The 12,276-nt window shown below is 73.7% G+C and carries 8 protein-coding genes and 1 pseudogene; 5 read left to right on the top strand and 4 right to left on the bottom strand.

Annotated elements, in window-relative coordinates; all coding sequences use genetic code 11:
- Nucleotides 1-163 precede the first annotated feature (163 nt).
- The 5 genes and pseudogenes from pdxA to def all read left to right on the top strand — a co-directional run bounded on the left by pdxA (nucleotide 164) and on the right by def (nucleotide 9,006).
- Nucleotides 164-1,192, top strand: a complete 1,029-nt coding sequence (pdxA, locus tag HUT10_RS39565; protein ID WP_176175860.1) for a 4-hydroxythreonine-4-phosphate dehydrogenase PdxA — start codon at nucleotides 164-166, stop codon at nucleotides 1,190-1,192.
- Nucleotides 1,189-2,466 (top strand): MFS transporter, encoded by a 1,278-nt coding sequence (locus tag HUT10_RS39560; protein ID WP_176175859.1) that lies wholly within the window; start codon nucleotides 1,189-1,191, stop codon nucleotides 2,464-2,466. The genes pdxA and HUT10_RS39560 overlap by 4 nt, the downstream gene beginning before the upstream one ends.
- Nucleotides 2,438-3,226, top strand: coding sequence for a DeoR/GlpR family DNA-binding transcription regulator (locus HUT10_RS39555; RefSeq protein ID WP_176175858.1), 789 nt, complete (start codon nucleotides 2,438-2,440; stop codon nucleotides 3,224-3,226). The genes HUT10_RS39560 and HUT10_RS39555 overlap by 29 nt, the downstream gene beginning before the upstream one ends.
- Nucleotides 3,219-7,906, top strand: a pseudogene (locus HUT10_RS39550) (DEAD/DEAH box helicase). The gene HUT10_RS39555 and the pseudogene HUT10_RS39550 overlap by 8 nt, the downstream one beginning before the upstream one ends.
- Nucleotides 7,907-8,505: 599 nt before the next feature.
- Nucleotides 8,506-9,006, top strand: coding sequence for a peptide deformylase (gene def / locus HUT10_RS39545; RefSeq protein WP_176175857.1), 501 nt, complete (start codon nucleotides 8,506-8,508; stop codon nucleotides 9,004-9,006).
- Nucleotides 9,007-9,009: 3 nt separating this feature from the next.
- Here def and HUT10_RS39540 read toward each other — a convergent pair whose 3' ends face one another.
- The 4 genes from HUT10_RS39540 to HUT10_RS39525 all read right to left on the bottom strand — a co-directional run bounded on the left by HUT10_RS39540 (nucleotide 9,010) and on the right by HUT10_RS39525 (nucleotide 12,189).
- Nucleotides 9,010-10,071 (bottom strand): GNAT family N-acetyltransferase, encoded by a 1,062-nt coding sequence (locus HUT10_RS39540; protein ID WP_176178260.1) that lies wholly within the window; start codon nucleotides 10,069-10,071, stop codon nucleotides 9,010-9,012.
- 154 nt (nucleotides 10,072-10,225) lie between these two features.
- Entirely contained in the window at nucleotides 10,226-10,957 is a 732-nt protein-coding gene (locus HUT10_RS39535) for a VOC family protein (RefSeq protein WP_176175856.1), read from the bottom strand.
- A 58-nt stretch (nucleotides 10,958-11,015) separates the two neighbouring features.
- On the bottom strand, nucleotides 11,016-11,786 hold the full coding sequence (locus HUT10_RS39530) for a maleylpyruvate isomerase family mycothiol-dependent enzyme (RefSeq protein ID WP_176175855.1): 771 nt from the start codon (nucleotides 11,784-11,786) through the stop codon (nucleotides 11,016-11,018).
- The gene (locus HUT10_RS39525) at nucleotides 11,776-12,189 is read right to left on the bottom strand and encodes an SAV_6107 family HEPN domain-containing protein (RefSeq protein WP_176175854.1); all 414 of its coding nucleotides are present in this window, start codon (nucleotides 12,187-12,189) and stop codon (nucleotides 11,776-11,778) included. Before HUT10_RS39525 ends, HUT10_RS39530 begins: the two co-directional genes overlap by 11 nt.
- Between the last annotated feature and the right edge of the window lie 87 nt (nucleotides 12,190-12,276).

Here is a 12,276-nt window from a genome sequence, read left to right as displayed (position 1 = left end):
ATGCGCAGGATCGGAGATCGAAGGTGATCACGGGTACCCGGCACGGCTCGCCGCCACACACTGCTGCCGAAGGCGAACTTCCGGCGGTCGAGCACCGTGTTCCGGGCAGGCGAACACCCCTGGAACTCCGCGACCCCGTCCTGGCCACCGGAAGGAAAAACCCGTGAGCGACCTCCCCGTTCTCGCCGTCACCCTCGGCGACCCCGTCGGCATCGGCCCGGAAATCGCGCTGAAGACCCTCGCCGAGCCCGAGGCCCTCCAGCTGGCACACGGCGTGGCGGTGGGTGACGCGATCGTGCTGGAGCGCCTGGTCCGGCACCTGGGCCTGCACCTGGAGATCAACCCGATCGCCACGGTCGCCGACGCGCGCTTCACCACCGGCGTGATCGACGTGCTCAACCTCGGCGTCGTCACCGAAGACCTGCCGTGGGGCGAGGTGAACGCCACGGCGGGCGCGGCGGCGGTCGGGGCCATCGAGGTCGCGACCGGGCTCGCGCTGAAGGGCGAGGTCGACGCGGTCGTGACCGCGCCGATCAACAAGGAGGCCATCTGGGCGGCGGGTTCGCGGCACCTCGGGCACACCGAGATGCTCGGCGAGCTGACCGGTTCGACCCGGTTCAACACGATGTTCTGGGTCTCCGGGCTGAAGATCTTCTTCGCCACGCGGCACCTTTCCCTGCGCGAAGCGATCGGCCGGATCACCCGGGAGAACATCGAGCACGCGATCCGTGAGGCGTACACGGCGCTGGAGGTCTTCGGCACGGAGAAACCGAGGCTGGCGGTGGCGGCGTTGAACCCGCACGGCGGGGAGAACGGCAAGTTCGGCGACGAGGAGATCATCGCGATCGCCCCGGCGGTCGCCGCCGCGCGGGTCGCCGGGCTCGACGTGGTCGGCCCGATCCCCGCGGATTCCGTGTTCCACCAAGGGATCCAGGGCCGGTTCGACGGCGTGCTCTCGCTCTACCACGACCAGGGGCACATCGCGGCGAAGACGTACGACTTCGACGGCACCGTGTCGGTGACGGTCGGCCTGCCGATCCTGCGCACCTCGGTCGACCACGGCACGGCGTTCGACATCGCCGGCACCGGCCGGGCGTCGCACGGCACCATGCGGGCGGCGTTCAAGGCGGCGGCCACCCTGGCGCCATACGCGCGGAAGCTGCCCGTCATCTACCCGCCGAGCCTCCGGTGATCCCCCGCAAGCGCTGGGCGTACGTCATCCCGGTCGCGGTGGTCATGTACATGCTGGCCTACCTCGACCGCACGAACGTCGCGGTGATCCTGCCCTACATCGGCGACGACTTCCCGTTGTCCGCCAGTGCCAAGGGGCTCGCGAGCGGCATCTTCTTCGTCGGCTACCTCGTGCTGCAGATCCCGGCGGCGGTGCTGGCCGCCAAGTGGAGCGCCCGCAAGACGGTGCTGATCCTGATGGTCGCCTGGGCGGTCGCGGCGGTGTTGTGCGGGCTGGTGCGGAACGAAACGCAGCTGTACCTGGCCCGGCTCCTGCTCGGGTTGTTCGAGGGCGGGGTGTGGCCGGCCGTGCTGATCCTGCTGGCGTCCTGGTTCCCGCAGGCCGAGCGGGCGCGGGCGAACGCGCTGTGGATGACGTGCCTGCCGATCTCGGCGATCCTCATGTCGCCGCTGTCCGGGTTCATGCTCGACCACATGTCCTGGCGCTGGGTGTTCGTCCTGCAGGGGCTGCCGCCACTGGTGTGGGCGGTCGTCTGGTGGTTCGCGGTGGCCGACCGGCCGGCCCGGGCCCGGTGGATTTCCGCGGCGGAACGCGAGTACCTCGAAACCACCTTGAAGGCCGAAGAGGACGCCAAACCGGCGTTCGCGAAGCAGGGCTACCGGCAAGCGCTGGCGAACCGCCAGGTGCTGCTGCTGGTCGGTGTCTACTTCTTCTGGATCACCGGCTTCTACGGCTTCTCGCTGTGGCTGCCGTCGGTGGTGAAGACGATGACCGGCGGCTCGGCCACCGCCGTCGGCTTCCTGTCGGCCGTGCCGTACGTGCTGGCGCTGGCCGGGATGGTCGCGTGCGCGCACTGGTCCGACCGCACCGGCAACCGGCGGCTCGCGGTCACCGTGCCGCTGCTCGTCGCGATCGCCGGGCTGCTGCTGGGCAACCTCGGGCACTGGCCGGCGGCCGTGCAGCTGCTGCTGCTCTGCGTCGTGGCGACCGGCGTCTACATGCCGTACGGGCCGTTCTGGGCCATCCCCAGCCGGGTCCTCGGCATCGAGGTCGTCGCCGTGGCGATGGGCCTGATCAACGCGCTGGGCAACCTCGGCGGGTTCGCCGGCCCGTACCTCGTCGGCTGGCTCACCGACGTCACCGGCACCGCGACCACCGGGTTCGTCGTACTGGCCGCGTTCCTCGCCGTGGCCGCCGGGCTGGCGTTCTTCGGGTTGAAACCCGCGACTGTGGAAGGGTCGGCGCATGTCCCAGCCGCGACCAGGCACCCGTGACCGGCGCGCGATGCTGCTGGAAGCCGTCCGCGAGGGCGCCGGCGGCATCGCGGAGCTGGCCGAGGAGTTCGGCGTCTCCGAGTCGACGATCCGCCGCGACCTCGCCTCGCTCGCCGGGGCGGGCCACGTCGTCCGCACCTACGGCGGCGCGCTCGACACCGAACGCAGCCCCCGCGAGAAGGACCGGGAGAACGCGGCGGCCAAGGAGGCCATCGCCCGGGCGGCCGCCGCGCTGGTCAAGGACGGCGAGGTGGTGCTGCTCGACGCCGGCACGACCACCGGCAGGCTCGCCCGGCACCTCGCCCACCGCGAGGGGCTGACCGTGGTGACCAACGGCGTCGCCGCGATCCGCGAGCTCGCGGGCTTCGCCGGGATCGACCTCATCGTCCTCGGCGGCCGGGTGCAGCACACCGACGAAGCGGTCCTCGGCGAGAGCGTGCTCGCGCAGCTGCGGCACATCTCACCCGACCGGGTGTTTCTGGGAGCGGACGGCGTGGTCGCCGACCGAGGGCTGTGCTGCCCGTCACTGGAGCAGTCGGTGGTCAAGCACGCGATGCTCCACGCGGGCGCCGAGGCGTACGTGCTGGCCGACCACACCAAGCTGGACCAGGCCCCTTTTTCCTATTGGACGCCGCTCGACCGCGAGTACCGGCTGATCACCGACGAGCCGCGGGTCGATGTGACGTTCCCGCAGTTCGCCCAGAGCGTGATCCTGGCCGGACCGTCCGAAACTGTCGGTGGTGCCGCGCATCATGGATGACGTGGCAACCGACGTGCTCGACCTCTTCTCACCCGCGACCCGGGACTGGTTCGCGGGGGCCTTCGCCGCGCCCACCGCGGCGCAGGAGGGGGCCTGGCGGGCCGCGCACGCGGGTGAACACGCCCTCGTCGTCGCCCCGACCGGGTCCGGCAAGACGCTGTCCGCGTTCCTCTGGGCGCTGGACCGGCTCTCCGTGGAGCCGCCGCCGGCGGAAGCGACGAAACGCTGCCGGATCCTCTACGTCTCCCCGCTGAAGGCGCTGGCGGTCGACGTCCAGCGGAACCTGCGAGCCCCGCTCGCCGGTATCTCTCAGGCCAGCCGCCGCCTCGGGCTGCCGGTGCCCGGCATCGAAGTGGGCATGCGCACCGGCGACACCACCGCGGCCGAGCGGCGCACCTTCGCCAAGACCCCGCCGGACGTGCTGGTGACCACGCCGGAGTCGCTGTTCCTCATCCTCACGTCGTCGGCGCGGGAGTCGCTGCGCGGCGTGGAGACCGTGATCGTCGACGAGGTGCACGCGGTCGCCGGCGGCAAGCGCGGCGCCCACCTCGCGCTCTCGCTGGAGCGGCTGGACGCGCTGCTCCCGAAGCCCGCGCAGCGGATCGGCCTGTCGGCGACGGTCCGCCCGATCGACGAGGTGAGCGCGTTCCTGGCCGGCGGCCGTCCGGTGCGCGTGGTCCAGCCGAAGCTGGCGAAGACCATCGAGGTCCGCGTCGAGGTCCCGGTCGAGGACATGAGCAACCTCGACGAGCCGCGCCGCGGGCCGGCGCCGAGCCCGCTCGACGCGCTGGAGTCCCTGGGTTCGCTGGAGTCGCTGGAGTCGCTGACCGAGGCCTTCCCGCCGGGGGACATCGCGCCGGGCGGCCTGGGCACGCTGGAGGAGATGGCCGGCAACCCCGTGCAGCGGCCGTCGATCTGGCCGGCGGTCGAGGAGCGGGTGCTGAGCCTGATCCGCGCGCACCGCTCGACCATCGTCTTCGCCAACTCGCGCCGGCTCACCGAGCGGCTCACCGCCCGGCTGAACGAGCTGGCCGCCGAGCAGACCGAGCTCACCCCGGCCGACGCGTTCCCGGCGGAGGCCGTCGGGCAGTCCGGCGTGAGCACCGGCGCCGCACCCGTGATCGCCAGGGCCCACCACGGGTCGATGTCGCGGGAGCAGCGCACGCACGTCGAAGAGTCGCTCAAGTCCGGGCAGCTGCCGTGCGTGGTGGCCACGTCGTCGCTGGAGCTGGGCATCGACATGGGCGCGGTCGACCTGGTCGTGCAGATCGAGGCGCCGCCGACGGTGGCGTCCGGGCTGCAGCGCGTCGGCCGGGCCGGGCACCAGGTCGGCGCGGTGTCGTCCGGGGTGATGTTCCCGAAGTTCCGCGGGGACCTCGTCTCCTGCGCGGTCGTCGCGGAGCGGATGGCGAGCGGCGCGATCGAGGCGGTCCGCTACCCGCGCAACCCGCTGGACGTCCTGGCCCAGCACGTCGTCGCCATGGTGGCGCTGGAGCCGTGGACCGTGCCGGACCTGGCGTCGCTGGTCCGGCGAGCGGCCCCGTTCGCCGCGTTGCCGGACGACGCTCTGCACGCGGTGCTCGACATGCTGGCCGGCCGCTACCCGAGCGAGGAGTTCGGCGAGCTGCGGGCGCGGATCACCTGGGACCGGATCGCCGGCGAGCTGCGCGGGCGGCCTGGCGCGCAGCGGCTGGCCGTCACTTCGGGCGGCACCATCCCGGACCGCGGCCTGTTCACCGTCATGACGCCGGGTGCGGACGACAAGCCCGGTTCGCGCGTCGGCGAGTTCGACGAGGAGATGGTGTACGAGTCGCGCGTCGGCGACACGATCCTGCTGGGCACGTCGTCGTGGCGGATCACCGACATCACGCACGACCGCGTGATCGTGGTGCCGGCGCCGGGTGAGCCGGCGCGGATGCCGTTCTGGAAGGGCGACGCTCCGGGCCGTCCGCTGGAACTGGGTCGGGCGCTGGGGAAATTCGTCCGCGAACTGTCCACTTCGGACGAAGTGAAGGCCCGCGAACGCGCCGAGGCGGCGGGACTGGACGAGCGGGCGTGCGACAACCTGCTCGCCTACCTGGCCGAGCAGAAGGCCGCCACCCGGCACGTCCCGAACGACCGGACGATCCTGCTGGAGCGCTACCGCGACGAGCTCGGCGACTGGCGGATCGTCGTGCACTCGCCGTTCGGCGCGCAGGTGAACGCGCCGTGGGCGCTCGCGATCGCCGCGCGGCTGCGGGAAAACCGCGGGGTGGACGCGCAGGTGGCCCACTCCGACGACGGCATCGTCCTGCGCCTGCCGGACGCACTGGACTCCGAGGGCGGCGAGGTCACCATCGGCGCGGACGACGTGCTGCTGGACCCCGAGGAGGTCGAGCAGCTGATCGTCGCCGAGGTCGGCGGTTCGGCCGTGTTCGCGGCCCGGTTCCGGGAGTGCGCGGCCCGGTCGCTGCTGCTGCCCCGCCGGGACCCGCGGCGCCGGACTCCGCTGTGGCAGCAACGGCAACGCGCGTCGCAGCTGCTGTCGGTGGCGGCGAAGTATGAGCGGTTCCCGGTCGTGCTGGAGGCGATGCGGGAGGTCCTGCAGGACGTCTACGACGTCGGCGGCCTGCGCGAACTGATGGCCGACGTCCGGGCCCGCAAGGTCCGGCTGGTCGAGGTCGAAACGCCGGCCGCGTCGCCGTTCGCGCGCAGCCTGCTCTTCGGCTACATCGGGATGTTCCTGTACGAGACCGACGCACCGCTGGCCGAGCGGCGGGCGGCGGCGCTGTCGCTGGATTCCGGGCTGCTGGCCGAGCTGCTGGGCACCGAGGCGATCCGGGAGCTGCTGGATCCCGAAGCCATCGCCGAGGTGGAGCGGTCGCTGCAGCGGCTCGACCCGGACAGGCACGCGCGGTCGGCCGAGGACGCGGCCGACCTGCTGCGGTTCCTCGGGGACCTGACCGTCGAGGAGGCCGCGGAGCGCGGGATCCGGGCGGAGTGGCTCACCGAGCTGGAAGCGGCCCGGCGGGCGATCCGGGTGCGGATCGGCGGCGAGGAACGGTTCCTGGCCATCGAGGACGCCGGCCGGGTGCGGGACGCACTGGGCACCGCGCTGCCGGTGGGCGTGCCGGAGGCGTTCACCGAACCGGTGGCGGATCCGCTCGGCGACCTGCTGTCGCGCTACGCCCGCGGCCGGGGTCCGTTCGCGGCGGCGGACGCGGCCGCGCGGTTCGGGCTGGGCACCGCGGTCGTCACCGGGGTGCTCGACCGGATGACCGGGGAAGGCCGCCTGGTGCGCGGCGAGCTGAGCCCGGTCGGGCATCCGGAGACGCACGGCGTCGGCGTCGAGTACTGCGACGCGGCGGTGCTGCGCCGGCTGCGGCGGGCGTCGCTGGCGAAGCTGCGAGCCGAAGTCGAGCCGGTCGAGCCGGCGGCGCTGGGCCGGTTCCTGCCGGCGTGGCACGGTTTCGGCGGCCGCGTCCGGGCCGCCCCGACGGCGGACGACGTGCTGTCGGTGGTCGAGCAGCTGGCCGGGGCGCCGTTGCCGGCGAGCGCAGTGGAGTCGCTGATCCTGCCCGGGCGGCTGCCGGGCTACTCCCCCGCCCTGCTGGACGAGCTGACCACGGCGGGCGAAGTCACCTGGGCGGGCTGCGGCGCGCTGTCGGGCGGCGACGGCTGGATCGCGCTGGCCCCGACCGACGTCGCGGACCTGTTGCTGCCGGAGGTCGTCGAGGACATCCCGACCGGCCCGCTGCACGACGCGATCGTGTCCACTTTGGAGGGTGGCGCGCTGTTCTTCCGCCAGCTGGTGGACCGCGCGACGGTGCTGGTGGACAAGGCCCGAACGACGCGGAGGTGGTGGCCGCGCTGTGGGACCTGGTCTGGGCGGGCCTGGTCACCGGCGACACGTTGGGCCCGCTCCGGGCCCAGGTCGCCGGGCACGGAGCGCACAAGCCCCGGCGCCAGGCCCCCCGTGGCCGCTACGCCCGGCTGCGGGCGGGGAGGCCGCAGATGCCGTCGCGGTCCGGGCCGCCGACGGTCGCGGGCCGCTGGGCGCTGACCCCGCCCCGGGAGACCGACGCAACCCGCCGAGCCCACGCGAGGACGGAGGCGTTCCTGGAACGCCACGGGGTGCTGACCCGCGGCGCGCTGGACACCGAGCGCGTGACGGGCGGCTTCTCCGGGATCTACAAGGTCCTCCGCGGCATGGAGGACACGGGCCAGGTGATCCGCGGGTACGTGGTGGAGGGCCTCGGCGCGGCCCAGTTCGCGGCGAAGGGCGCGGTGGACCGCCTGCGGGCGCTGTCGGGTCCGGGACGCCCGGCACCGGGCCGCCCGGTGGTCCTGGCCGCGGCGGACCCGGCCCAGCCGTACGGCGCAGCCCTCCCCTGGCCGGCGGCCACGGGAGACACGAAGCACCGCCCGGCCCGCAAGGCGGGCGCGCTGGCGGTGCTGGTCGACGGGGTCCCGGCCCTGTACGTGGAAAGAGGAGGACGATCACTGCTGAGTTTCACCGAGGAGCGCGAGGCGTTGTCGGAGGCGGCCCAGGCCCTGTCGGCAGCGGTCCGCGAGGGCTGGCTCGGCCAGCTGTCGGTCCAACGCGCGGACGGCGAGCAGGCACTGACCTCGGAGCTGGCCCAGGTGCTCCAGGAGGCAGGCTTCCGGGCCACCCCCTCCGGCCTGCGGCTGCGGGCCTGAGGGCGGGGAACTCCCGCCCGGGCTGCAGGGGCGCCGGCCCGAGCCGCTCGCCGGCCCGCGGCCGCTACGCCACACCACCGATCATGGGCCGCCCACAACCCCGGCGCCGGAGGCTCACCTCGACAGCACCGATCCGCCGCAGCACCGGTTCGCCCGGCCCCAGCTCGGCTGGCCCGGCTCGGCTGGCCCGGCTCGGCTGGCCCCAGCTCGGCTGGCCCCAGCTCGGCTGACCCCGGCTCGGCTGACCCCGGCTCGGCTGACCCCGGCTCGGCCGGCCCCAGCTCGGCCGGCGGCCGCGGCCGGTCCGCCACGCCGCGAACCGCAGGCCTACCCCGCAATCGCGGTGCCGGAGGACCATCTCCGCAGCGCCGCGCAGCTCACCGGCGCCGCCGCAGCCCGGTCGGCCGCCGGCCGCGCCGCCACACCCGCACCACGGGACCACTCGCAATCCCGGTGCCGGAGAACCTCACCTCGACAGCAACGATTCACGCGGCGCCGGTTCGTCCGGATCCGGCTGGGCCGGGTCGGTGATTACCGCACGAGGGCCTTCCCGGCTGCCCTAAGCTGCCAGTCCGACACGCACGAAGGATGTTCTGCTCATGGCGATGCGCGAACTGCGCTATTTCGGCGACCCGATCCTCAAGTCCGCCTGCGATCCGGTCACCGTGTTCGACGAGAAGCTCGAAGCGCTCGTGCGGGACCTGGTCGACTCCGTCAAGCCCGCCGGGCGCGCCGGGCTGGCCGCGCCGCAGATCGGCGTCGGGCTTCGCGTTTTCAGCTATGACGTTGCCGGGCTGACCGGGTATGTCGTCAACCCCGAGATCGTCGAGCTGTCCGAGGAAACGCACGAGATCAACGAAGGCTGCCTGTCGGTGCCGGAACTGTGGTTCCCCACCAAGCGGGCGAAGCACGCGAAAGTCCGCGGCGTCGACGTCCACAACGAGCCGATCGAGGTCGAAGGCGAAGACGTGCTCGCGCAATGCCTGCAGCACGAAACCGATCACCTCGACGGCATCCTCTACCTCGACCGGCTCACCGCCGAGCGCAAGAAGACCGCCCTGCGCGAGGCGCGCGACAAGGACTGGTTCTGGAAGCGCTGACGCTCAGGCCGGCAGGAACATCCTGAGCCGGGCGCCGTCGTCGATGCTGCGTTCCGTGCGCAGGCCGGCTCTGGCGGCCGTCCGGGGCAGGATGTCGTCGCCGGCCAGGCAGTCCGCCGTCAGCTCCGTGATGCCCTGGGCCTCCGCCAGCACCGCGAGCCGCGCCAGCAGGGCCGTTCCGATGCCCTGGCGCTGCCAGTCGTCCTCCACCAGGAGGGAGATCTCCGCGCCGCCCGTGAGCATCGGGATGAGCTGGGCCAGGCCGATCACCTCGCGGCCGAAGACGGCGAGCACGCTCGTGCCGCGCGGCGGCACCAGCAGCCGGTGGAGGCGGCGGCGCGGGACCGTCCGCACTCCCGTGTGGTAGCGGCGGAACAGCGTCGCCATCGAGCAGCGGCGGTGCAGTTCGGCCACCGCGTCGGCGTCGCCGGGGACGCCCTTGCGCAGGACGATCGCGGCGCCGTCCGGGCGGTCGAGGACCACCGGGCCTGCCACGTTGCGGGACGCCGCGGCGAGCAGCGTCACCAGCGATTCGGCACGGGTCAGCTCCAGCTGCACGAACGGCGCCCACTGGCGGCGCGCCACCAGCGCGCTGTCGCCGGCCAGCGTGAACACCGCCCGGTGCCCGCTCTCGGTGCGCGCCGGGTTCGCTTCGGCGGCCGGGACGAGCGTGACGACGTCCGCGGCCAGCACCTCCTTGAGCACGTCGGCCAGGCGGGCCGGGTCGTCGATCGCGCGACGCGCCGCGAGCAGCGTCGACGCCGACGGGTCGACGAGCTCGTGGACGTCGGCGTCGATGATCGCCGTGCACTCGCAGCCCTCGGCGCGGATGGCGTCGACCAGGTGCCGCCGGGGCAGGCCGGTCGCCGGGCGCAGCACGATCTCGTCGAGCACGCCGCCGGGCACCGGCAGCACGGACAGGCCGAGGATGTTGCACTCGAGGTCGGCGAGCCGGATGGCGATGCGGGCGAGGGTGCCCGGGTGGTCGTGCATCCGGATCCGCACCCGCCACGCCGACGGCGCCGCCGGCTCCTCGACGGCGGCCGTCCGGCCCGGCTGGGGCAACGCTTCGGAGGTCTCCATGCCCCCACGGTCCCCCGGGGTTGTTGCCTCCCCAGGACGCCGGTGTTTCGCGCAGGTCAGCGTTCGACGCGCTGCGGCAACGCCGCCGAAACACTCCGTGCGGGCGCCGGATGCGGTGTCCGCGCGGGTGAGCCGGTCAGCGCGGGGTCAGCACGCAGAACTCGTTGCCTTCCGGATCGGTCAGCACCCGCCACGGCAGCTTCGGACCGCCCAGGTCCGCCGGCGCCGCACCACCCGCGATGACCTCCTGCACGACCGCGGCGTGGTCGGCTTCCGCCGGGGGCGCGACGTCGAGGTGCACGCGGTTCTTGACCTGCTTGACGTCGTCGTTGCGCAGGAACTCCAGCCACGGCCCGCGGCCGGACGGCGCGCGCAGCCCCACCAGGACCTCGCCCTCGCGGAACTCGATCGGCCGGCCGGTGATCCGCGTCCAGAAGCCCGCGAGGAGCTCCGGGTCGTGCGCGTCGACCACGATCGACGCCACCGCACCGGTGTCGCCGTACCGCTCGCGGGGCTCGAGGACGCAGAACTCGTTGCCTTCCGGGTCCGCGAGCACCACCCACGGCACGTCACCCTGCCCGAGGTCGGCCCGGCGCGCACCCAGCTCCAGGGCACGCGCCACCAGCTCGGCCTGGTGCTCCGGTGTCCTGCTCGCCAGGTCCAGGTGGACGCGGTTCTTGACCTCCTTGGGTTCGGGGACCGGCACGAAGACGAGGTCCAGGTCCCAGCCGTCGCTCTCCGGCGCGCGGACGTCGATCTCGTCGGCCTCCTCGACCGCGACGTGCCAGCCGAGCAGCGCGGCCCAGAAGTCCGCCAGGACTTCCGGGCGCGCCGCGTCGATCACCAGGTTCACCAGGCGCGTGCTCATGCGCCGCAGGCTAACCGCCACCCCCGACAGTTCCGGTTCGGCTTCCCCACCGGCCGGGTCATCGGGTCGCGAGCCGCAGCAGCGCCCAGAGCTGGGCTGCCTGGTCGTGCACGCCGCGCACGGTCACCGCGGTCAGGGACGCGCGGCCCCAGAGCCACAGGTAGATGAGCTCGGGCTTGGCGGCCGTGACGACGTCGTCCGCGGCTTCGGCCTCCTCGGCCGAGCAGCGCCAGGCTTCCGTGGTGGCCGGACCGGCCCGCGCGATCCAGCTGTGCGCGCCGGCCCGGACGCCGACCGAGCCCGCCTTCGTGCCGGTCAGGCCGAGCATCGGCAGCTTCTGACCGAACCACAGGGTGAGCACCTCGTCGATGCCGTCGATCGCGACGTCCTCGGGCACGCCGCGCGGCTCGGCGCCCGCCGCCTGCTCGACGTCCACCCGGTGGACGACCGTTTCGTGCAGCATCCGCCGTCGCCAGAAGCCGTAGGTCCGGTCCGCCGGCCACCAGGTGTCGGCGCGGTCCGCCGGGTCGTGCGCGGCGAGCTCGTCGAGCAGTTCGGACAGGCCGGCTTCCAGGAACTCCTGCAGGCTCTGGCCGGGTTCCGGGTCGCGCGGCCAGTCGTCCGGGCTCCGGCCGTCGGTCAGCCGGCGCCGGACCATCCGGTAGAGGCTGCCGACGTGCCGGGCGACCTCGCCGAGCGACCAGCCGGGACAGGCCGGCACCGGCGCTTCGGTCGGCGCCGCGCGGACGGCTTCGGCCAGCAGCCTGCCTTCGATTCCCAACGCCGTGAGCAGCCGCCCCTGGTCGACCGGGCCGTGCTCACGCGACATGGGCTTCCCCGGTGATCGGCAGGCCGTGCACGAGCCGGCGGACGAGTTCGAGGAACGGCGTGGCCGCCCCGACCAGCCCGGCAGCGGACTCGGCGGTGACTTTCCCGGTGATCCCGGCCTGCGCGGCGGCGCGCGTGGCGGAGTTGCTGGCGAAGAAGGCGGACCACTCCCGCAGCTCCGGGGCGACGGAGTCGAGCAGGTCCCAGGTGCTGGCGGGCCGCGCCCGCCCCCGGTGCGGCCGCCCCCGAGCGGCGAGAACGGCAGCGGCCCCCCGCAGGGCGGCGAGGTAGGCACCGATGAAGCGTTCGGCGGGCCGGGGTTCCTGGGTGGCCTCGGCCAGCCCCCGCCGAGCCTGCGCCAGCAACCCGGCGGCGGCCGGAGACGCGGGCGGGCGCAGCGCCATCGGGAGCTGGGACTGGTCGGAGTCGGCGCCGGGCGGGCGGAGCGACGGGGGGAGTTCGGGCGGTCCGGCGACGACAGGAGCCTCCGG

The sequence above is a fragment of the Amycolatopsis sp. Hca4 genome, from assembly GCF_013364075.1.
Classification (GTDB): Bacteria; Actinomycetota; Actinomycetes; order Mycobacteriales; family Pseudonocardiaceae; genus Amycolatopsis.
The sequence above is the reverse complement of the archived record's forward strand: the minus strand, read 5'-3'. Positions and strand labels throughout refer to the sequence as shown.